This is a genomic window from Flavobacterium sp. (assembly GCF_013822155.1).
Classification (GTDB): Bacteria; Bacteroidota; Bacteroidia; order Flavobacteriales; family Flavobacteriaceae; genus Flavobacterium.
On sequence record NZ_PNJW01000056.1, the window covers coordinates 1 to 19,978 of the forward strand.

24 protein-coding genes are annotated in these 19,978 nt (G+C 32.2%); 12 read left to right on the forward strand and 12 right to left on the reverse strand.

Translation table 11 applies throughout. From position 1 onward, the window contains the following. The coding region (locus C0512_RS12165; protein ID WP_290861959.1) for a cobalamin-dependent protein at positions 1-1,097 on the reverse strand (1,097 nt) is incomplete at its 3' end. A gap of 215 nt (positions 1,098-1,312) precedes the next feature. Here C0512_RS12165 and C0512_RS12170 point away from each other — a divergent pair. Then, on the forward strand, positions 1,313-2,023 hold the full coding sequence (locus C0512_RS12170) for a DUF4197 domain-containing protein (protein ID WP_290861961.1): 711 nt from the start codon (positions 1,313-1,315) through the stop codon (positions 2,021-2,023). 181 nt (positions 2,024-2,204) lie between these two features. Here C0512_RS12170 and C0512_RS12175 read toward each other — a convergent pair whose 3' ends face one another. Then, positions 2,205-2,990, reverse strand: coding sequence for an alpha/beta hydrolase (locus C0512_RS12175; protein WP_290861963.1), 786 nt, complete (start codon positions 2,988-2,990; stop codon positions 2,205-2,207). A 112-nt stretch (positions 2,991-3,102) separates the two neighbouring features. On the opposite strand from C0512_RS12175, the gene C0512_RS12180 reads away from it, so the two are divergent. Next, positions 3,103-3,258 (forward strand): hypothetical protein, encoded by a 156-nt coding sequence (locus tag C0512_RS12180; RefSeq protein WP_290861965.1) that lies wholly within the window; start codon positions 3,103-3,105, stop codon positions 3,256-3,258. On the opposite strand, the gene C0512_RS12185 is transcribed toward C0512_RS12180, so the two are convergent. The 3 genes from C0512_RS12185 to pyrF are packed head-to-tail and all read right to left on the reverse strand — an operon-like array spanning position 3,253 to position 5,398. After that, positions 3,253-4,044 (reverse strand): ABC transporter substrate-binding protein, encoded by a 792-nt coding sequence (locus C0512_RS12185; RefSeq protein WP_290861967.1) that lies wholly within the window; start codon positions 4,042-4,044, stop codon positions 3,253-3,255. The genes C0512_RS12180 and C0512_RS12185 overlap by 6 nt on opposite strands. Before the next feature lie 21 nt (positions 4,045-4,065). Continuing rightward, a complete protein-coding gene (locus tag C0512_RS12190) occupies positions 4,066-4,563 on the reverse strand; it encodes a hypothetical protein (RefSeq protein ID WP_290861969.1) in 498 nt (165 codons plus the stop codon). Further along, entirely contained in the window at positions 4,556-5,398 is an 843-nt protein-coding gene (gene pyrF / locus C0512_RS12195) for an orotidine-5'-phosphate decarboxylase (RefSeq protein WP_290861971.1), read from the reverse strand. Before pyrF ends, C0512_RS12190 begins: the two co-directional genes overlap by 8 nt. A gap of 161 nt (positions 5,399-5,559) precedes the next feature. On the opposite strand from pyrF, the gene C0512_RS12200 reads away from it, so the two are divergent. The 3 genes from C0512_RS12200 to C0512_RS12210 all read left to right on the forward strand — a co-directional run bounded on the left by C0512_RS12200 (position 5,560) and on the right by C0512_RS12210 (position 8,145). Then, positions 5,560-5,745 (forward strand): CsbD family protein, encoded by a 186-nt coding sequence (locus tag C0512_RS12200; RefSeq protein WP_290861973.1) that lies wholly within the window; start codon positions 5,560-5,562, stop codon positions 5,743-5,745. 57 nt (positions 5,746-5,802) lie between these two features. After that, the gene (locus tag C0512_RS12205; protein WP_290861975.1) at positions 5,803-6,921 is read left to right on the forward strand and encodes an AI-2E family transporter; all 1,119 of its coding nucleotides are present in this window, start codon (positions 5,803-5,805) and stop codon (positions 6,919-6,921) included. Between the two features lie 225 nt (positions 6,922-7,146). Beyond that, the gene (locus C0512_RS12210) at positions 7,147-8,145 is read left to right on the forward strand and encodes a YihY/virulence factor BrkB family protein (RefSeq protein ID WP_290861977.1); all 999 of its coding nucleotides are present in this window, start codon (positions 7,147-7,149) and stop codon (positions 8,143-8,145) included. A 65-nt stretch (positions 8,146-8,210) separates the two neighbouring features. Here the strand turns inward: C0512_RS12210 and prfA are convergent, their stop codons facing one another. Beyond that, positions 8,211-9,284, reverse strand: coding sequence for a peptide chain release factor 1 (gene prfA, locus C0512_RS12215; protein WP_290861979.1), 1,074 nt, complete (start codon positions 9,282-9,284; stop codon positions 8,211-8,213). Between the two features lie 107 nt (positions 9,285-9,391). Between prfA and C0512_RS12220 the strand changes: the two genes are divergently transcribed. Together C0512_RS12220 and C0512_RS12225 are read left to right on the forward strand one after the other, a co-directional pair. After that, complete coding sequence (locus C0512_RS12220; RefSeq protein WP_290861981.1) at positions 9,392-9,859, forward strand: DUF6265 family protein; 468 nt, start codon at positions 9,392-9,394, stop codon at positions 9,857-9,859. 153 nt (positions 9,860-10,012) lie between these two features. After that, positions 10,013-10,624, forward strand: coding sequence for a hypothetical protein (locus C0512_RS12225; RefSeq protein WP_290861983.1), 612 nt, complete (start codon positions 10,013-10,015; stop codon positions 10,622-10,624). A 113-nt stretch (positions 10,625-10,737) separates the two neighbouring features. On the opposite strand, the gene C0512_RS12230 is transcribed toward C0512_RS12225, so the two are convergent. Both C0512_RS12230 and C0512_RS12235 read right to left on the reverse strand, forming a co-directional pair. Further along, positions 10,738-12,201 (reverse strand): aminoacyl-histidine dipeptidase, encoded by a 1,464-nt coding sequence (locus C0512_RS12230; RefSeq protein ID WP_290861985.1) that lies wholly within the window; start codon positions 12,199-12,201, stop codon positions 10,738-10,740. A gap of 134 nt (positions 12,202-12,335) precedes the next feature. After that, positions 12,336-12,689, reverse strand: coding sequence for a (2Fe-2S) ferredoxin domain-containing protein (locus C0512_RS12235; protein ID WP_290861987.1), 354 nt, complete (start codon positions 12,687-12,689; stop codon positions 12,336-12,338). Positions 12,690-12,728: 39 nt separating this feature from the next. Here C0512_RS12235 and C0512_RS12240 point away from each other — a divergent pair, with 39 nt between their 5' ends. Further along, positions 12,729-13,787 carry a DUF3810 domain-containing protein gene (locus C0512_RS12240; protein ID WP_367161004.1) on the forward strand — a complete coding sequence of 353 codons (1,059 nt, stop codon included), beginning with the start codon at positions 12,729-12,731 and terminating at the stop codon, positions 13,785-13,787. Here C0512_RS12240 and C0512_RS12245 read toward each other — a convergent pair. Together C0512_RS12245 and C0512_RS12250 are read right to left on the reverse strand one after the other, a co-directional pair. After that, a complete protein-coding gene (locus C0512_RS12245) occupies positions 13,782-14,243 on the reverse strand; it encodes a hypothetical protein (protein WP_290861989.1) in 462 nt (153 codons plus the stop codon). The genes C0512_RS12240 and C0512_RS12245 overlap by 6 nt on opposite strands. A 14-nt stretch (positions 14,244-14,257) precedes the next feature. Further along, a complete protein-coding gene (locus C0512_RS12250; protein WP_290861991.1) occupies positions 14,258-15,562 on the reverse strand; it encodes an NAD(P)/FAD-dependent oxidoreductase in 1,305 nt (434 codons plus the stop codon). A 395-nt stretch (positions 15,563-15,957) separates the two neighbouring features. Between C0512_RS12250 and C0512_RS12255 the strand changes: the two genes are divergently transcribed. Both C0512_RS12255 and C0512_RS12260 read left to right on the forward strand, forming a co-directional pair. Further along, positions 15,958-16,452, forward strand: a complete 495-nt coding sequence (locus tag C0512_RS12255) for a sigma-70 family RNA polymerase sigma factor (protein ID WP_290861994.1) — start codon at positions 15,958-15,960, stop codon at positions 16,450-16,452. Positions 16,453-16,456: 4 nt separating this feature from the next. Continuing rightward, positions 16,457-17,098, forward strand: a complete 642-nt coding sequence (locus C0512_RS12260) for a hypothetical protein (protein WP_290861996.1) — start codon at positions 16,457-16,459, stop codon at positions 17,096-17,098. Here C0512_RS12260 and C0512_RS12265 read toward each other — a convergent pair. Both C0512_RS12265 and C0512_RS12270 read right to left on the reverse strand, forming a co-directional pair. Beyond that, on the reverse strand, positions 17,095-17,898 hold the full coding sequence (locus C0512_RS12265; protein WP_290861998.1) for a 1-acyl-sn-glycerol-3-phosphate acyltransferase: 804 nt from the start codon (positions 17,896-17,898) through the stop codon (positions 17,095-17,097). The two genes, C0512_RS12260 and C0512_RS12265, sit on opposite strands and share 4 nt — an antisense overlap. Positions 17,899-17,950: 52 nt before the next feature. After that, positions 17,951-18,589: a CoA pyrophosphatase gene (locus C0512_RS12270; RefSeq protein WP_290862000.1), complete on the reverse strand. Its 639-nt coding sequence runs from the start codon at positions 18,587-18,589 to the stop codon at positions 17,951-17,953. Here C0512_RS12270 and C0512_RS12275 point away from each other — a divergent pair. Both C0512_RS12275 and C0512_RS12280 read left to right on the forward strand, forming a co-directional pair. Continuing rightward, on the forward strand, positions 18,578-19,282 hold the full coding sequence (locus tag C0512_RS12275; protein ID WP_290862001.1) for a peptidylprolyl isomerase: 705 nt from the start codon (positions 18,578-18,580) through the stop codon (positions 19,280-19,282). The two genes, C0512_RS12270 and C0512_RS12275, sit on opposite strands and share 12 nt — an antisense overlap. Beyond that, positions 19,282-19,725: a DUF4268 domain-containing protein gene (locus C0512_RS12280; protein WP_290862004.1), complete on the forward strand. Its 444-nt coding sequence runs from the start codon at positions 19,282-19,284 to the stop codon at positions 19,723-19,725. Before C0512_RS12275 ends, C0512_RS12280 begins: the two co-directional genes overlap by 1 nt. The last annotated feature ends 253 nt before the right edge of the window (positions 19,726-19,978 follow it).

Consider the following 19,978-nt stretch of genomic DNA (forward strand, 5'->3'; position numbering starts at 1 on the left):
TTATGATTGCGTTGGTATTGTTTTTTTACATCACGCAACGCATCCAACGAACCTCTTTTGTCAAATTTATTGATAGCAACTAAATCGGCAAAATCAAGCATATCGATTTTTTCCAATTGTGTGGCAGCACCAAATTCAGGAGTCATCACATATAACGAAACATCGGAATGTTCGATAATTTCCGTATCACTTTGACCAATTCCTGAAGTTTCCAGAATAATGATATCATATTTTGCTGCTTTTAGCACTTGAATGGCTTCAGCAACATATTTAGATAAGGCTAAATTGGATTGACGTGTAGCCAACGAACGCATATAAACTCTAGGATTATTGATGGCATTCATTCGGATTCTGTCGCCCAATAAAGCTCCACCTGTTTTTCGTTTGGAGGGATCAACAGAAATTAAACCAATTGTTTTTTCAGGGAAATCGATTAGAAAACGACGAACCAATTCATCTACTAATGATGATTTTCCGGCTCCACCGGTTCCTGTGATTCCTAAAACAGGAATTTTTGAAGTTTCATTCTTTTTATGAATGGCATCTAATGTTTCTTTCGCAATATCAGGGAAATTCTCTGCTGCCGAAATTACGCGAGCAATTGAACGTGGATTTTTATCCTCTAAGTGTTTGGCTTCACCATTTAAAACATCTCCAACCGGAAAATCAGCTTTTTGAACCAAATCGTTAATCATTCCTTGCAATCCCATGGCACGACCATCATCAGGAGAATAAATTCTAGTAATTCCGTAATCGTGTAAATCTTTGATTTCTTCCGGTAGAATTACGCCTCCGCCTCCACCAAATATTTTGATGTGACCGGCTCCTTTTTCTTTGAGCAAATCGTACATGTATTTGAAATATTCGTTGTGACCGCCTTGGTAGGATGTCATGGCAATTGCATTAGCATCTTCTTGAATGGCAGTATTTACTACTTCTTCCACGCTTCGGTCGTGACCCAAATGAATCACCTCTACTCCAGTTGCCTGAATAATTCGACGCATGATGTTGATGGCTGCATCGTGTCCGTCAAAAAGAGATGCGGCTGTTACAATTCTTACTTTATTTTTAGGAATATAAGGAGTTGCTTGTTCCATTGATAAAAAAATGATGTTTTTGAGGGTGCAATTTACGGAATTAATAAAATTTGTAGATGAAAAATCAGAAAAATGAATTACAAAAATAGTTTCAGAACAACCAGTAAGAGATGTTATTGATTGAAGAAAAACGGAAGAATTTAAATTTAGATGTTCTGTGTGCTATTTAAAGGCATGATATTTGTCTACTTTTAAAATCAAAACTTATATATACCATGAAAAAATTACCACTGCTTTTTACTTTTTTTATTCTTTTAGGTTGTGCAGAAATGCAACAAATAGCCAACCAAATCCCTCAAACAGGGTCAATCCTCAGTAATGCCGATATTGCCAATGGTTTGAAGGAAGCTTTAAATAACGGTATCGAAAAACAAGTCTCTAAATTGACAAAAACAGATGGTTTTTTTAAAAATGAAACCGTAAAAATTCTGCTACCTGATGAATTAAAAATAGTCGACACTCGATTACGCTCTATTGGATTATCAAATTTAGCAGATGAGGGTTTAAAAGTTTTAAATCGTGCTGCAGAAGATGCTGTGAAAGAAGCTACTCCAATTTTTGTTGATGCCGTAAAACAAATGACTTTTTCTGACGCAAAAAATATTTTGATGGGAAATGAATCGGCAGCAACTAGCTATTTAAAAAATACTACTTCAACAGCTTTGTATTCAAAATTTAATCCGGTTATTAAAAGTTCCTTTTCAAAAGTGGGTGCTGATAAAGTTTGGACCAATATTATAACTAGGTACAATTCTATTCCATTGGTTACAAAAATCAATCCCGATTTAACAGATTATACAACCAATAAAGCGATGGATGGTGTTTTTAAAATGATAGCTGTAGAAGAAAAACAAATACGTACTAATTTGAATGCCAGAAGTTCAGATATTTTAAGAAAGGTTTTTGCATTACAAGATGGAAAATAGGAAAAAAGACTATCTATTAAATCAGCCTTAAAAATTTAATAATCAATAACATATAAATAACAAAGGCTTAACACAATAAGCTAACAATTCTTCTGATATTTGCATCAATAAAAAAGTTTGTTTGGTTAGGTTAGTTAGTTAGTTTTAGATTAAAGTCAGTGTTTGAGACCACTGACTTTTTTTATACTTTTGATTTTAAAAAAGAGATAACTGCTTTATTAAACTGGTTTGGTTGTTCAACATTAACTACATGACCACAATTTTCTATCACAAATAATTTTGACGAACGGTAATGTTTTTCCACCACTTGTTTAACAGAAGGTAAAAACATATAATCCTCTTCTCCCATGACATATAGGGTTGGAATATTAATTTCTACCTGGCGAAACCATTTTAAAACCGGGTTTATTTCAGCCGTTAATTTAAACCATTTTATAAATTCTTTCTGGTATAATTTTTTGGCTTCATTGATAAAAAGTAAACGTGATTGTTTGTGATTTTTTTTAGGCATAATCACAAAAGCAAAAAATTTATATAATACCAAATAAGGTAAAACATATTTGAACATATTTCCCAATCGCATCAAAATTTGAGAACGAAAATTCATTTTTAAAATGGCTCCTCCCATAATCATTGATTTCACTCTTGAAGGATGCATTTCTGCCAATTGTCTAATCACAATTGTTCCTAATGAAATTCCAACAAAATGAGAAGCTTCAATTTTCAAATGGTCAATCACTTCAATCACATCATGAGCGATTGATTTAAAGGTATATTTTTTTTGAAAACCATCTTTTAAACTTGGTTTAGATTCTCCATGACCACGTAAATCTAAGAGTAAAACATTGAAATGTTTTTGAAATTCACGTATCTGTTTAAACCAAATAGACGAACTTCCTCCAGCTCCATGAACAAAAGTTACCCATTCCGAACTCGAATCGTTTTTATAAATGCTATACGATATCAATTTTTATATCTTTTAGACAAAAGTAACATTTTAATTGACATTTCCAATCTTAACAAAATTCATTGAAATAGAACAGTTTTGAAATTGTATATTTGCAAAAAATTTTACCCCAATGAAAGGCGTTTTTAAAGAAAATAAAGAAATAAAATATTTGAAAGAAGAGTTCAAAACTTTTGTTGAAAAGAAACAAACAAAAGACTCTAAAAGAACAGTAAAATCAAATAATATTCCTCAAGAAACTTTAGTTTTGGAAGAAGTTGAACTATAGTTTTTGATGTAGTTTTTTGAAATATTCGAACGCTTTTACAAGTCGGCTTCCATACCACGAAAAATATTCGCCGTCCACGAAAATAGTTATGGCATGATGTGTAAAACGTCCAATTTCAAAAGCATGTTCGTCCTTAAACGGATAAGGTTCTGAAGATAAAAACACTAAATCAGGGTCGCCTTCTATTCGTATTTTTTTCAATTCAATCTCAGGATACCTTCCTTTTTCTTCATAAATGTTTTGAAAATGATTCAGTTTTAGTAATTCGTTTATAAACGTTTCTTTTCCAGCTACCATATACGGATTTGCCCAAATAAAGTAAGCTGCTTTTTTAATTGGCTGGTCTTTAATGAAATGTTGAAAATCCTGGTACGCAAAATTGAGTTTATCGATCCATTTTTGAGCTTCCGTCCGTTTGTTGAATAGCTGAGCAAAATCGGCTATCATTTGTAAATTGTCTTCAATGGTAATGATATTGGTGACCCAAACCGGACAAATTCGGGATAATTCTTCCACCATTTCTTTGGTGTTTTCTTCCTTATTGGCAATGATAATATCGGGTTGAAGTTCCTTTATTTTATCAATTTTCACTTGTTTGGTTCCACCCACAATTTTCTTAATTGATTTAAAGTGAACGGGGTGTACACAAAATTTTGTAATGCCGACAATCGAATCTTCTAAACCTAAATCATATAACAATTCTGTTTGCGAAGGAACCAACGAAACAATTCTCTTGGGAGTATTTTCAAATTGATGAAGTGTTCCGATTTGGTCAGTGAAAACCATTTTTCTCAATTTTTAAAATTTTTATTTATCTAAATATTGAGCAATTTTTTTGTAATTAGATATCAATAAATATCCTAAAACTATATTTAAGAAACTAACAGAAAGATTAAAATAGTCCACTTCTTGTTTTCCAATCCCGTATAAACTAACTTCTTTTTTGAAAGAATTTATCAAGTGGTATAAAAATTCAGAAATATTATCAATAATCAAAAATCCAGCGATTAATAATATTGCAAATTTTAAAATTGAAATTGAATTAAAGTCTCCTAATATAATCATCTGGTCATCAAACCCTTTGTCTAATTCTAACTTATCAATAATAAAATCTGTTTTAAACAACAATAATAATAAAAGTACAAAACAAACCAATAAACTACCTATTGTTATCAAAGCTGCCGAAATATCATTAAAATAAAAAATCTGATTAACAACTTGAGGAAGAAATAAAAATGTACTGATGATTATCGAATACAAACCAAAAATTTTAATTAAAATTCTAAAGAAATCTCTTTTAGTCATATTGTTTTATGTTTCTAATTGAATTACTCAAAATCTCTTCCATTTCATTTTGCAATTTCAACGCTTCTTCTCTTGCTTTTTCTGCAAAATCGAATCCATTTGAAGCATAAATAATTCCACGTGAAGAATTAATTAACAAACCAACATTTGCATTCATTCCGTATTTACAAACTTCCTGCAAACTTCCTCCTTGTGCTCCAACACCTGGGACTAACAAAAAGCTATCGGGTACAAGTTGCCTGATTTCTGTAAAATATTCTGCTTTGGTAGCACCCACCACATACATCAGATTTTGGTTGTTTTTCCAAGATTTTGAAGTTTCTAAAACGTGTTTATAAATTTCTTTATCATTAGAAAGTTTTGTTTGAAAATCAAACGCACCTTCATTTGATGTTAAAGCCAAAAGAATCGTATGTTTATTTTCAAAAGCTAAAAACGGTTCTACGGAATCCTTTCCCATATAAGGAGCGACAGTAATTGAATCAAAGTTTAAATCTTCCAAAAAAGCTTTAGCATACATGGTGGAAGTGTTGCCAATATCGCCTCGCTTCGCATCGGCAATCGTAAAAATTTCCGGATACTTTGAATTGATGTATTCAATGGTTTTTTGCAACGATTGCCAACCTTTCAAACCATACGCTTCATAAAAAGCCGTATTCGGTTTATAGGAAACACATACATCATGCGTAGCATCAATGATTGCTTTGTTGAATTCAAAAATCGGATCTTCTGTTTGTAAAAGATGCTGCGGAATTTTAGTTAAATCAACATCCAAACCAATACATAAAAATGATTTTTTCAGTTGAATTTGTTCAATGAGTTGCGTTGTTGTCAAACCAATTACTTTTTGAAGTTTGGCAAATTTACAAAGTTGAAACGTACAAACCTTGTAATAGTATAACAAACTCTAAAAATTCTATAACAAAAACCGGCATGTGCTATTGTAACTTTGAATGATTAAATAATCACTGAATATTAATTTTAAATACACATAGTATGGACACGACTGAATTGAAAGGAAAATGGAACGAAGTAAAAGGAAAGTTGAAACAAAAGTATGCAGATTTAACTGATGATGATTTACTTTTTGTTGAAGGAAAAGAAGACGAACTCTACGGAAGAATTCAGCAAAGAGTTGGAAAATCGAAAGAAGAAATTAAAAAAATGATTTCTGATTTGTAACACTTGAAATTAAAGAGGAATTTACACAATTCCTCTTTTTAATTATTGTTGAAAAATATGATATTATCTTCTGCTAAAGAAAACTCTAATGCATTGAACCTCCTGTTTATTATAGGTTTGATTTTTTGTTTATACATTCTTAAACCAATAGTTGTTCCACTGATAATTGCGTTAATTCTTACGGTTTCTATTTTTCCATTGGTTAATTTTTTAGAAAAAAAATTTCATGTAAATCGTGTTATTTCAGCTCTTACGGCAATTTTTACTCTTTCAATTGTATTGTTTGGTTTGTTAGCCTTTATCGTTTTTCAATTGACGGATATTCTTGAAAAAAGTGATCAATACTTTCTGAGACTAACAGAAGTTTACAACTCTATTTTAAGTTATTTTGATGCGAATTTCGGAATAAGAAAAAGTGAATTATCGCTAAAAAAATTAAATATTGGTGCTGCGATTAAAGATAATTTCGCGAACATAATTGATTTTTTAACTTCATCGGGTAGCATTTTTTCGGATATAATTTTAATTCCACTGTACATATTTTTCTTTTTGATTTATCGCAAATTCTTTAAAAGTTTTATTTTCAAAGCCTTTTCAACGGATGGAAATGTATTACGCGTAAAAACAGTTTTGGCTAAACTCTATAAAGTGCAACAAAATTATTTGTACGGATTATTTACAGTAATGTTTATTGTTGGATTATTAAACACCCTTGGTTTGCTAATTTTAGGCATTGAAAATGCTTTCTTCTTTGGTTTTTTGGCAGCGATACTTTTATTGATTCCCTATATTGGCATTATGATTGGCTCTTTGTTACCGGCACTTGTTGCTTTAGCTACAAAAGATTCTGCCTGGTATGCAGTGGGTGTTATTGCCGTTTTTATGTTCATACAAATGATTGAAGGAAATTATATCACACCTAAAATCACAGGATCAAAAGTGAGTATTAATTCTTTTGTTGCGATTCTCTCAATCATTCTATTTTCAATGCTTTGGGGAACAGCCGGTATGATTGTTGCCCTTCCTGTAATTGCTAGTTTAAAAGTTGTTTTTGATAGTATTCCAGAACTCAAACCCTATGGTTTTTTAATTGGTGAACCATTGGAAGAACATTTGCGAAGCGACACCAGAATCCGATTAAAAAATTGGAAAAAGATTAGAAAAGAAAAAAACTAAGGGTATTTAAAATCAATTTTGTTGAATATTGACTTTCAAATCTACCTATCAAAAAGATTTGACTACTTTTACTCCATACACTAATTGTTCATGAAAATCCATTTTAAATTAGAATCCCTTTTTTTTACTTCAAAAAAAATAGAAAAAAAACCACATTTGGTAAACTCTACATTTAATTCAATTATAGTAGTTGAAGTTAAAATGACTGATTATTTTTCTTCATAAATGAAAAATCTACGTAAGTATATCCAATCCTTTTATGAAGTTATCAAAGATACTTTTGACGGTTTTTTAGAATTTAAAGTGCTTAAAATGAGTGCTTCATTGGCTTATATTACCGTCTTTTCACTAGCACCATTATTACTCGTTATCCTATTTATTTGTGATGTTTTTTGGGGTAGAGAAGCCATTGAAGGAGCTATATATTCACAAGTAAATAGTTTTGTTGGAACCTCAAGTGCCATCCAAATTCAAGCAATGATTCAGAATTTAGCTTTATCTAAAAATTCTACAGTTGCAGCGGTTATAGGTATTGGAACTTTGCTTTTTGGGGCTACATCGGTTTTTGCAGAAATTCAAGATTCCATCAATACTATTTGGGGATTGCGTCATAAAAAGAAATCGGGATTCTGGTTGTTTCTAAAATCTCGATTATTATCTTTTGGAGTAATTGGAAGTTTGGGATTTATACTTTTAGTTGCTCTCGGATTTTCTACTTTGTTAGATGGAATCAGCAATCAATTAACACAAACCTATACTGAAATAAGTGTAGTGGTTTTTTATGTCTCCAATTTAATTGCAACTTTAATCATCACATCCCTTCTATTTGGAGCAATTTTTACCATACTTCCTGACGCTGAAATAACTTGGAAACAGGTTCGCGTTGCCGCATTCACCACAACCATATTATTTATGCTTGGAAAATTTTTGATTACTTTCTACATCGCAAATTCAAATATAAGTGATGTTTACGGTGCTGCAGGATCTATTGTTGTTTTAATGGTTTGGGTATATTATTCCTCTGTCATTTTATATTTGGGAGCTACTTTTGCAAAATGCTATGCTATAAAATTTGCCGAGCCCATCAAACCTTCAAAATATGCTGAAATCGTTCAATATATTACGGTTACCACAGATGCAAAAACCATACAATCAGCCGATGACGAAATCAAAGAACTCAAAAAAGAGCCAGATATTTCAATTGAAGATATTAAACCCGTTTAAAAACCAATAAGGATAAAATCATTTTAAAATGAAAAAGCCGACTAAATTTTTAGCCGGCTTTCCTATTAAAATACTTCTGATTCTTTTAATTTCTCTGTATTTGAAACCAGCTGCAACTCTTCAATCATTTTATGAATATTTCCATTCATAAAACCATCCAAGTCAAAAATACTTAAACTAATGCGGTGATCGGTAATTCGTCCTTGAGCGTAATTATAGGTGCGGATTTTAGCCGAACGGTCGCCACTACTTACTTGCGACGTACGTTTAGTAGCATCTTCCGCTTGCTTTTTCGCCAATTCCATTTCATACAAACGCGAACGTAAAACCGTTAACGCTTTGTCTTTATTTTTATGTTGCGATTTTTCATCCTGACATTGAGCCACCAATCCGGTTGGAACGTGCGTCATTCGAACAGCCGATTTTGTGGTATTCACCGATTGACCGCCTGGACCTGACGAACAGAAATAATCAATTCGCACATCGTTCATATCAATTTGTACATCAAATTCTTCAGCTTCCGGTAAAACCATTACAGTAGCTGCTGATGTATGAACACGTCCTTGTGTTTCGGTTTGCGGAACACGTTGTACACGATGCACTCCGGCTTCAAATTTCAAAGTTCCGTAAACATCTTCTCCGGTTACTTCAAAAATCACCTCTTTAAAACCTCCGGCAGTTCCTTCGTTCATGTCTACTAAAGAAGTTCTCCATCCGCGTCCTTCGCAATATTTGGTGTACATTCTGTATAAATCACCTGCAAAAATAGAAGCTTCATCTCCACCCGTTCCGGCTCGAATCTCCACCATCACATTCTTTGCATCTTCAGGATCTTTTGGAATCAACATAAATTTGATTTCGTCTTCTAATTGGGGCATGCGTTCTTTGGCATCATCCAATTCCATTTTGGCCATTTCAACCATTTCTGCATCCGAACCATCGGCAATAATTTCGTTGGCTTCTTCTATATTTTGGGTCAAACGAATGTATTCCTCCCGTTTGTCAACCAAACCTTTTAAGGTTTTGTATTCTTGGTTCAATTGCACATATCGCTTCTGGTCGGCAATCACATCAGGCTGAATAATCAAATCTGATATCTCGTCGAAACGCTGCTTTACATATTGTAATCTGTCTAACATAGTCTTATAACTCTATTTTGGAGTGCAAAAGTACGATTTTTTGTTTCAAGATTCAAGTTTAACATTTCATTGTTTTTTTGTAGTATTGTTTAACAAAATCTTTGGTTATGAAAAATAAAATTTACGTCTTGTTTCTACTGGCAATTTGCAGTTTTTCCTGTGAACAAAAATCTAAAACTTATGCAGAATTAGAAAAAGCAAATTGGTTTATAGGCAAATGGGAAAACAAAACTACCGAAGGTACTTTTTCAGAAGAATGGAAAAAAGAAAATGATTCTTTGCTGCTGGGTAAAAGTTTTTTCATCAAAGAAAATGATACGCTTTTTTCCGAAACCGTTCGATTAGAACAACGAAAGAATGATTTATTTTACATTGTTACGGTTCCAAATCAAAATGAAGAAAAACCGGTGGAATTCAAATTAACTTCTTCTTCTGCGGATTATTTAGTTTTTGAAAATCCCGCACATGATTTTCCAAAAAAAATTACTTATAAATTAGTGACTAAAGACAGTTTGTATGCGGAGATTAGTGGTGATGGAAAAAAACAAGGGTTTCCGTTTAAGAAGGTGAATTGATAAAGGGAAAAGTAGCAGATTCGGTGATTTTTTTAATGGTTTTGGTTTAGAACAGAATGTTCTAATTAATTCTTTATATTTGAATTTATTAAAATTAAACTCAATTTAGTTGAGTATTTCTATTAACAGAAATTGTAAAAAACAGAAAAACGCATGAAATTAAAAATTGGAATTTTCTACCTGATTATGTTTATGACAAATCTTGTTTTTGGACAAAACACAATTAAAATGACAAGTAATTATGGAAGTGAAAACAATGAAATTCAAGATTTAATTGATTTTGAAAATATTTTCATTCAGAGCCTGAATTTTCAAGGCGATAAACTTAAAGGTAATTTCTACATAATAAACCTTGAAGAATTTAAAAATGGAAAGCTAATAAAAACTTCTACTTTGTTCGATGGTTCTGAAACAGATTACTTCAAAATAGATACCGATAATGAATCTTTAAAGTTTTTCTTCAAATTGAGTGATGGGAAATTGAAAGCTTATGTTAGAGGAAAAAAATTTGGAAGTAAAAAGTCTTATTTCAAATTGAATACTGAAGCTGACAAATACGCTCTAAAAGACTTTTTTGGAAGTAACGAAGAAATGAATATAGAGTTGAATAAGAAAACAGCAGTATTTGCAATAATTACACCTACTATTCACAAAGACGGTTCAGGTTCTTATTGCGAAGTAGCACAATCTTCTATTAAACCAGAAAAATTGGGCGAACATTTTAAAATCCCACATTATTTTCTAATAACAATAACATTTAAGTAAAGAGTTCTTCTAACTGAAGCTACGTTTTAAATAAACTATTTATGGTTACTTACCATTTTTAGAGTATAAAAAAATCCCGACTCTCATCAGGATTTCATCTATACTCTATATTCTTACTTCTTCACCGGAATATTCTCCAAAATCTCCAACACAAATTTCCAATATTTTTGTGCCGATGAAATCGAAGCTCTTTCATCCGGTGAGTGAGCTCCGTGGATGGTTGGCCCAAAAGAAATCATATCCATATTCGGGTAATTAGTTCCTAAAATACCGCATTCTAAACCGGCATGACAAGCCACCACATTGGGTTTTGCACCGTTTTGTTTTTCATAAATTGAAACCAAAACATCTAAGATTGGTGAGTTCACATTGGGTGTCCAACCCGGATAGCTTCCGCCAAAAGTGACTTCGCAACCCATTAATTCAAAAGCCGAACGCAACGCATTCGCCAAATCAAATTTTGAGGTTTCTACTGATGAACGGGTTAAACATTGCACGGAAATGGTTCCGTTTTTAACGGTCACTTTCGCAATATTATTGGAAGTTTCTACCAAATCTTCCATATCAGCACTCATGCGATACACACCGTTGTGAGCGGTATAAATCGCACGAATTAATCCTTCTTGAACACCTAAATCCATTACTTTTTCAGGTAATGTTGTTTCGGTAATTTCAATTGTTAAATTCGGTTCAGTAGTTTTGAATTCGGTTTTAATATCATCAATCACTTCTTGCATATCCAATTGAAATGCTCCTTCATAAATGGCTGAAATAATCACTTTTGCTACACTTTCTCTTGGGATGGCATTGCGTAAACTTCCACCGTTGATTTCAACAATTTGCAATCCGAAATTTTCAAAACCATCAAATAACAAACGGTTCATGATTTTATTGGCATTCCCTAATCCTTTGTGAATATCCATTCCTGAATGGCCGCCTTTCAATCCTTTCACAGTGATAGTGAAAGCCAACGAATTTTCAGGTGTTTCTTCTTCATTATAACTTCTAGTAGCAGTGACATCTACGCCACCGGCACAACCGATGTCAATTTCATCGTCTTCTTCGGTATCTAAATTCAATAGAATTTCTCCGTTTAACAAACCTCCTTTTAAACCTAAAGCTCCGGTCATACCCGTTTCTTCATCAATGGTAAAAAGAGCTTCTATTGCCGGATGTTTAATTTCTTTACTTTCCAAAATCGCCATGATGGTGGCAACACCCAAACCGTTGTCGGCTCCAAGTGTTGTTCCTTTGGCACGAACCCAATCGCCATCTACATACATTTCGATTCCTTGCGTATCAAAATCGAAATTTGTATCGTTATTTTTTTGATGCACCATGTCCAAATGCGATTGCATCACGATGGTTTTTCTATTTTCTAATCCTGCTGTAGCCGGTTTTCTGATGATAACATTTCCCACTTCGTCTTTGATGGTTTCTAAGCCTAATTGCTTTCCGAAATCCATCATAAAAGCGATCACTCGTTCTTCTTTTTTTGACGGACGAGGAACGGCGTTTAAATCGGCAAATTTATTCCAAAGTGCTTTGGGTTCTAGGTTTCTAATTTCTTGGTTCATTTCTTTTGAGTTGCTGAGTTACTGAGATGCTGAGTTGCTGAGTTTTTTTCAGCAATGCAAAGTTACAAAGAAAACGAACCAATTATAGAATTGGAAAATGTAATTTTTTTTTATATAATGAGGAAAACTAAAATTTAAGCTATATGCTTTTCGAAGAGTTTTTTAGCATCTTTAGTTGATACTTTGCCTACACATTCATTTTTGTGTATGCACAAAACGGGAGCTTGTTTGCACATACCTTGACATTTCATTTTTTCAAAGGCAACCTTTTCTTTCAAACCATTGTCTTTAACCAAGTCTTTCAGACAATCTTTGATTTCTTTGTTGTATTTACAGCATTTTTTGCCGTCGCAGAAATAAATTACTTTTTCCGATTTTTTTGCTTTTCCCATGATTGAAAAATGATGAAGCAAATGTAAAATATTATTTTTATTTATTCTAAATAAAGAAGTTAAATTTATTAAAATTTCGCTAAACCTTTTATCCATTACCGATAACCCATCCCCTTTTCATATATTTGACCAACGATGATTCAGAAAAAACACATACTTCCCTTATTATTATTGATACAAATTATTGTATTGAAAATTGCTTCTTTATTTCCGGAATTTATTGAAAACTATTACAGCAACGGAATCTATCCTGTGATTTCAAAAATTTCAAGAACCACTTTTGGATTTACGTCGATTTCCATTGGTGATATCATTTATGGTATAGTTTTATTTTTGGTTTTCAGATGGTTTTGGAACGTTCGAAAAACTTGGAAAATCAATTGGAAAGATAATCTATTGAAAGTCTTGAGTTTTGCTTCTGTCTTTTATTTTCTGTTTCATTTTTTATGGGCAACTAATTATCATCGAGTGAAACTATTTGAAAAAATGGAGATTGATAAAGAATATTCCGTTGAAGAATTGGAAGCTTTCACCCTAAAAATGATTGAAAAAACCAATGCCATTCATCGTCAAATTACTAAAAATGATTCGATGAAAGTAGTGGTTCCCTACTCGATCCAAGAAATTTTTGATTTAAGTTTAAAAAGTTACACTTCGCTTGAAAAGGAGTTTTCGTTTTTTGGGTATGAAAAAGAAAGCATCAAACCTTCGTTAATCAGTGTTCCGCTGAGTTATATGGGATTTGGTGGCTATTTGAATCCGTTTACCAATGAAGCTCAAGTGAACGATAAATTGCCGAAGTATAATTTCCCAACCACCACTTTACACGAAATGGCACATCAAATTGGATATGCCAGTGAAAGCGAAGCCAATTTTATTGGGTTTTTAGCTTCCATCAAAAGCGAGGATATTTACTTTCAGTATTCGGGTTATAGTTTTGCGGTGAAACATTGTCTGCGAAATTTAGAACGAATAGAAGAAGGTCGCAGCGAAAAATTTCTACCTTTTATCAATCACGGTGTTTTAGAAAATTTTGAGGAAAGTAAACAATTTCATGAAGAATATGAAACGTTTTTAGAACCAATTTTTAAAACTTTTTACGACAACTTCTTAAAACTAAACCAACAAAAAGACGGTTTGGAAGGATATAGTAAATTTGTTGGGTTGATGATTGGGATGGAGAGAAAGTTATAAACTTCTTAAGAATTCTTTCCATTTTTTCTTCTCAATTAAATATGAATATTGATATGAACTTTCAAAAATTCTAACTTTATCTTTAAATTCAATAGTATCTACTTCATAAAGTTCAAAATTATTTCTGTGATAATAAAATGAAATCGTATAACTTGTTGTAGGACAACAACAATAACCTGTTCTTTCTGAATTTACAAATAAATTACCAAAATTTTCTAATTTTTCTTTTGATAAAATAGTATATATTTCCTTATTTACAACTACAGAATCTTTATTTAAAACTATAGTATCTTTATATTGATAATAAAAAGGAATGTCAGATTCAATTACAATTTTTGTACTTGAAGTTAACGCGTCTTCATGATCATAATCTTCCCACCAAATTTTGGTTTTATCACAACTTATTAATAAGTTGAAAATAAACATCAAAAATAAATATCTAAAAAATATTTTCATATCATTGTTAATAATTACACTTCATCCGCCACAAAAGAAGTCACATTTTTCTTTTTAAACGGTCTGATAATCAATCGTCCTTCGCGGTCTAAACGAATGTAGTTGTAAATCCAGTTCGTCAACACGACAGCTTTATTTTTAAATCCAATAAGGGAAAATAAATGCACAAAAATCCAAACAAACCAGGCAAAAACGCCATGAAAATGAAACTTTGGTAAGTCCACAACAGCTTTGTTTCTACCAATAGTTGCCATGGAACCTTTGTCATTGTAAACAAAAGGTTTGAGTGATTTTTTATTTATTTTATTTATGATGTTTTCGCCTAACCATTTTCCTTGTTGCATTGCCGGTTGTGCCATCATGGGATGACCTTTCGGATTTTCTTCTGAAATCATAGCAGCAATATCACCTACGGCAAAAATGTTATCATAACCTTCTACTTGATTGAATACGTTCACTTTTACCCGATCAGCTCGTGGAATAATTGCGTTTGCATCGATTCCGGACGGCAATGCTCCTTGTACTCCGGCTGTCCAAATTACAGTGGCGGTTTCAAAGGTTAAGTCGGTGTTAGTGGTAACGGTGCTTCCATCGTAGCCGGTAACACGAACGTTTTTCCAGACATTTACGCCTAATTTAACCAGGAAATCTTCCGCAGCATCTGATGATTTTTCACTCATGGAATCCAAAATTCGATCGCTGGATTGAATGAGGTTAATTTGCATTTTTCGCACATCCAAATCGGGATAATCTTTTGGGAGAATAGCTTTTTTCATTTCGGCCAAAGCTCCGGCTAATTCCACTCCGGTGGGTCCGCCACCCACGAGTACGAAGTTAATTAAGCTATGTCGGTCATGAATATCGTTGGTTAGCAAGGCTTGCTCAAAATTTTCGAGAATCAAACTGCGAATGTTGAGCGATTGTGGAATGGTTTTCATTGCCACACTATTGCGTTCGATTTCTTTGTTGCCAAAAAAATTGGTTTTAGAACCTGTTGCTAATACCAAATAATCATACCGTAATTCGCCAATATCGGCTATTACTTTTTGGTTTTTGGTATCAATTTCATTGACAAAACCCAAGCGAAAATAAAAATTTTGGTATTCCTGCACCACTTTTCTGATGGGGTATGCAATGGAACCCGCTTCGAGTCCGCCCGTGGCTACCTGATACAAAAGTGGTTGAAACGTATGGTAATTATGTTTGTCAATTAAAACCACTTGAACCCGTTGGTTTTTAAGTTTTTTGGCAAGTGCAATTCCGGCAAAACCACCACCGATGATGACTATGCGAGGAAGATTGGTATTTGGGATGTTCATATTCTTTTAGGGTACTAAGGTTCTTAGGAACTGAGGCTCTAAGGTTTTGAAAAACAAAGATAAGGAGTTTTAACAGTTGAAGGATTACTCCTTTTTTTTTCTTGTTGAAATTTAACTGAAATTTATAATTTTGATTTTAGTTTTTTTGAACACAGATAAAAAAAATGAGATAAATTTTTGAAACTTGAAACCTGAAACTTTTAGCCCCGATTGAAATGGAAAGCCTCTTGAAACAAAATGTATTTTTTCTTGCTTGTTCAAAGCGACCAAAGGGAGCTCTTGAAAAAGCTTTGAAAAAAACATTTTGAGAAAAGAGCTTGCAATGAAAAGCGGGATTAGCTTCTGAAAAAAATACTATCTTGTAACAATTTTAGCACTCAAGCTACTAACACGACATGAGCAATTCATTGGAGCAATCTTTTGTCAAGCAATTAAAGGAAAATCAGAACATTATTCACAAGATCTGTCGATTGTACACATCTGGTGAAGATGCTCACAATGATTTATTCCAGGAAATTACGATACAGTTATGGAAAGCGTTTCCGAAGTTTCGAGGTGAATCAAAATTTTCAACTTGGGCCTATCGAGTGGCGTTGAATACCGCCATTACGTTGTATCGAAAAAGCACACGAACCGTTGCCACCACCGACATGGAAGGCAAAAGACAATTTGTAGCTCCCGAGGATTATAATTTTGAAGAAGAAGAGCAAATCAAATTGTTGTACAAAGCCGTGCAACAATTAAACGATATTGAAAAAGCATTGGTCTTTATGTATTTGGAAGACAAAGATTATGAAGAAATTGCCGAAACATTAGGAATCAGTGAAGTAAATGCACGAGTGAAGATGAATAGAATTAAAGGAAAATTAAAAAAAATAGTAAATCCGTAGGAAAATGACAGAGGAATTAGATTTATTAAAAAAAGCTTGGAAAAAGGATGCGCATTCCTATGAACAAGTTACTGAAAATCAAATTTATGCAATGATACATAAACGCTCATCTTCTATTGTAAAATGGATTTTGATGATTAGTATTGCTGAATTCATTATTTGGTCAGGTATTGGCTTTTTTACAGTGGATGATAATTATTTGAAGACTTTAGAAATTTATCATATTGACAAACTTTTTAAAATAATAACCGGATTTAATTATGCAGTTGTATTAGTTTTCATTTACCTGTTTTATAAAAATTTTAAAACTATATCAACGACGGAAACAGTCAAAAAATTGATGAGTTCGATTATAAAAACACGTAAAACAGTTCAGTATTATATTTGGTATAATTTAACCATGTTTGCTATTATTTTTATAATTGTAGTTATTTCACAAATAACATATGATCCAAACCTGAACTCAGTAATCGAAAACACAAAAGAAATGAATCCGCAAACATTTTGGGTTATTATTGGACTAATCTATTTTGCTTTATTTGCAGTAACCTTTGGTTTATTTTGGTTATTTTACAGAATGATTTATGGCTTCTTAATGAGAAAATTATATAAAAACTATGAAGAATTAAAAAAGATGGATTATTAATATTCCCACTTTCTCTTTTTATCTAATTCCTCTTGTTCCTGAAGCACTTCAACCGGGATAACTTTTAAAAGTGATGGATGCTGTTCTATCGCAAATTCTATTTTTTCGACAATTTCTTCAATAGTTTCATTATCATAATCAATTTGAAGGGGTTCTTTAATCACCATTGATTGAAGAATACCTTTTTTCTTGATACGGAGTCCTTTTCTGTCAAATGAACGTCTGAAACCATCAATCACAATAGGGACTACAATTGGTTTGTGCTGTTTGATAATGTGAGCTGTTCCTTTTCTTACCGGTTTAAATGAACGGGTAGTTCCTTGCGGAAAGGTGATAACCCAACCGTCATTTAAGGCTATTTTAATATTTTCAGTATCGTTTGGATTAACTTCTCGCTTAATATCTTTTCCTTTAGCCCGCCAAGTTCGTTCTACTGTGATTGCACCGGCATAAGCTAAAATTCTAGGCAATAAACCTTCGTGCATGGTTTCACTAGCCGCTACATAATAGATATTCAATTTAGGATGCCATAGATAACCCACATTTTTGATATTGTCCTCTCTCCCACTCAAACTGGCGTTAAACACATGAAACATAGCAACAACATCTGCAAAATAAGTTTGATGGTTAGAGATAAATAAAACACCTTTATCTGGTAAATTTTTAATAATTTCAGATCCTTCAATATGCATTTGGTTAAATCCTCTGTAACGTTGATGTGTAATCATTCCGAAAAAACGGATGAGCCACTTTTTAAGTAATAGAATATGTCCGAAAGGATTTCTTTTAAACAATCCCATAATAATTTTATTGGAGAATAATAAGGTGGCTAATTTATAAAAAACAAACTAATTAAAGTACCAATTTTATGGTTTCTTTCAGTTCACTCATCATCATAGCAGTGGCACCCCAAACAATGTGCTCTTTAACTAAAAAAGCGGGAACATCAATTTCATTAGCATAAGATGTTGAAAGCTTTCTCATGACCACTTTTCTGTCATCTAAAAAATCATTGAATGGAAGTTCAATAATACCCGCAACTTCATCCTTTTGTAATTCAAATTTCAATTCAGATTGACAAATCCCTAAAAAAGGAGAAACCAGAAAATTACTTGGAGGAATATAAACTTCTGTAAACGATTTTATCAATTCAATTTTATGCCTTTGCACACCTATTTCTTCCTCTGTTTCACGCAAAGCAGTATGAGCCAATGATTCATCATACTCTTCTTCTTTACCTCCTGGAAAAGCAATTTGTGAAGAATGTACACCTGGATAAGTATTTCTAACGATTAATAAAAGATGTGTCTGATTATTTTTTGGATAAAAAAGCATCATTACAGCTGCCTTACGTGGATTTTTACTATCAATATTCAATTCTTTAAGCATTTCAATTCTTTCGACAGGTGCCATTTTTAAATGAGCATTTGCAGCAGGAAGCTTTTCTTTTGCTATTTTTGGAATATATTTTAAAAAATTATGAAACTCCATAAAATTCTGCTTTTACTACTTATTTTTTCTGTTTATTCTTGTGAAAAGAAATCTAAAGATACATCAGAAAAAAATAGAGAACAAGAAAATAGTCATGATAGTATTAAAATTGAAAAGCCAAAACCAAAATATGATTTGGAAACGATAGTAATATCAGATGAGAATGTAACTGATTTTCTTACTTGGTACGGAGAACAAAACAAAGAAAATAAGGTTTTAATTGAAACCAAATTTGGAAATATTGAAATTGAATTATTTTATGAAACACCTCTTCATAGAGCAAATTTTATTTACTTAGTAAAAAAGAACTATTTTAATACAACCTATTTCCATAGGGTGGTTAATAATTTTATAATTCAAGGTGGAAATTCGGATGAAAGTATCACAAAAAAGGAACGAAAAAATATTGGAAAATATTTAATTCCGGCTGAATTTAAAAAATCACTCCGTCACAATTACGGAGCTTTAGCAGCAGCTAGAAGTTGGGATAACAATCCAGAAAAATTAAGCAATCCTTTTGAATTTTATTTTATTCAAAATAAAAAAGGAGAACATCATTTAGATGGTGAACATACCGTTTTTGGAAAAATCACAAAGGGTTTTGATGTTCTGGATGAAATTGCTTCCCAAAAAACAGATGAAGGGGAATATCCTCTTTTAAATATTAAAATAAAAGCCAAAATTATCAACTAATGTTCAACAAAGAAGAAGCACAAAAGATAAAACGTGAATTTTGGATAACTTTCGCTCAGGAATATCCAAGAAAATGGCTTTTATACAATACTAGAATAAAAGATTTTTCATTTAAATTTCACGTCGACAACAAAAAAGCAATGGTTTCTTTAGACATCGAACCCAAAGATGAAGAACACCGAAAAATCTATTTCGAAAAAATAGAATCATTAAAAAATATTTTAATAGAAGAATACATTTACGATGCCATCTTCGAAAGAAACTTCCAACTAGATAACGGAAAAATCATCAGCAGAATTTGGGTTGAAATCGACAACATCAGCATCAACAACAAATCTACATGGCCTACAGTTTTTAAATTTTTTGATAAAAACATGGAATCTTATGAACGCTTCTTTTATGAATTTGAAGATTATATTAGAGACTTAGAAATCAATACATAAACAATTATTTAAATTAATTATAAACCTATCTAATTGGTAATAATATTTATTGATTCATCTTAAGGAATACAAATAAATATATTTAGTATATTAATTGTATAAATTTTTATTAAATAATAAACTAAAAAAGGATAACATAATCATTTCGCTATGTCGCAGCCAAAAACGAATCAAATTGCAGTACTATCTTCACCGTTGTATTGAAGTTTCAGACTTAACTTATCAATTGGAATATCTTAAATCCATTTTTTAT

What these genes read in the sequence shown, in the direction of transcription:
- C0512_RS12170 (WP_290861961.1), top strand. Translation starts at nt 1,313, where the DNA reads ATGAAAAAATTACCACTGCTTTTTACTTTTTTTATTCTTTTAGGTTGT.
- C0512_RS12180 (WP_290861965.1), top strand. Translation starts at nt 3,103, where the DNA reads ATGAAAGGCGTTTTTAAAGAAAATAAAGAAATAAAATATTTGAAAGAA.
- C0512_RS12185 (WP_290861967.1), bottom strand. Translation starts at nt 4,044, where the DNA reads ATGGTTTTCACTGACCAAATCGGAACACTTCATCAATTTGAAAATACT.
- C0512_RS12190 (WP_290861969.1), bottom strand. Translation starts at nt 4,563, where the DNA reads ATGACTAAAAGAGATTTCTTTAGAATTTTAATTAAAATTTTTGGTTTG.
- C0512_RS12200 (WP_290861973.1), top strand. Translation starts at nt 5,560, where the DNA reads ATGGACACGACTGAATTGAAAGGAAAATGGAACGAAGTAAAAGGAAAG.
- C0512_RS12205 (WP_290861975.1), top strand. Translation starts at nt 5,803, where the DNA reads ATGATATTATCTTCTGCTAAAGAAAACTCTAATGCATTGAACCTCCTG.
- C0512_RS12210 (WP_290861977.1), top strand. Translation starts at nt 7,147, where the DNA reads ATGAAAAATCTACGTAAGTATATCCAATCCTTTTATGAAGTTATCAAA.
- prfA (WP_290861979.1), bottom strand. Translation starts at nt 9,284, where the DNA reads ATGTTAGACAGATTACAATATGTAAAGCAGCGTTTCGACGAGATATCA.
- C0512_RS12220 (WP_290861981.1), top strand. Translation starts at nt 9,392, where the DNA reads ATGAAAAATAAAATTTACGTCTTGTTTCTACTGGCAATTTGCAGTTTT.
- C0512_RS12225 (WP_290861983.1), top strand. Translation starts at nt 10,013, where the DNA reads ATGAAATTAAAAATTGGAATTTTCTACCTGATTATGTTTATGACAAAT.
- C0512_RS12230 (WP_290861985.1), bottom strand. Translation starts at nt 12,201, where the DNA reads ATGAACCAAGAAATTAGAAACCTAGAACCCAAAGCACTTTGGAATAAA.
- C0512_RS12235 (WP_290861987.1), bottom strand. Translation starts at nt 12,689, where the DNA reads ATGGATAAAAGGTTTAGCGAAATTTTAATAAATTTAACTTCTTTATTT.
- C0512_RS12240 (WP_367161004.1), top strand. Translation starts at nt 12,729, where the DNA reads ATGATTCAGAAAAAACACATACTTCCCTTATTATTATTGATACAAATT.
- C0512_RS12245 (WP_290861989.1), bottom strand. Translation starts at nt 14,243, where the DNA reads ATGAAAATATTTTTTAGATATTTATTTTTGATGTTTATTTTCAACTTA.
- C0512_RS12250 (WP_290861991.1), bottom strand. Translation starts at nt 15,562, where the DNA reads ATGAACATCCCAAATACCAATCTTCCTCGCATAGTCATCATCGGTGGT.
- C0512_RS12255 (WP_290861994.1), top strand. Translation starts at nt 15,958, where the DNA reads ATGAGCAATTCATTGGAGCAATCTTTTGTCAAGCAATTAAAGGAAAAT.
- C0512_RS12260 (WP_290861996.1), top strand. Translation starts at nt 16,457, where the DNA reads ATGACAGAGGAATTAGATTTATTAAAAAAAGCTTGGAAAAAGGATGCG.
- C0512_RS12265 (WP_290861998.1), bottom strand. Translation starts at nt 17,898, where the DNA reads ATGGGATTGTTTAAAAGAAATCCTTTCGGACATATTCTATTACTTAAA.
- C0512_RS12275 (WP_290862001.1), top strand. Translation starts at nt 18,578, where the DNA reads ATGAAACTCCATAAAATTCTGCTTTTACTACTTATTTTTTCTGTTTAT.
- C0512_RS12270 (WP_290862000.1), bottom strand. Translation starts at nt 18,589, where the DNA reads ATGGAGTTTCATAATTTTTTAAAATATATTCCAAAAATAGCAAAAGAA.
- C0512_RS12280 (WP_290862004.1), top strand. Translation starts at nt 19,282, where the DNA reads ATGTTCAACAAAGAAGAAGCACAAAAGATAAAACGTGAATTTTGGATA.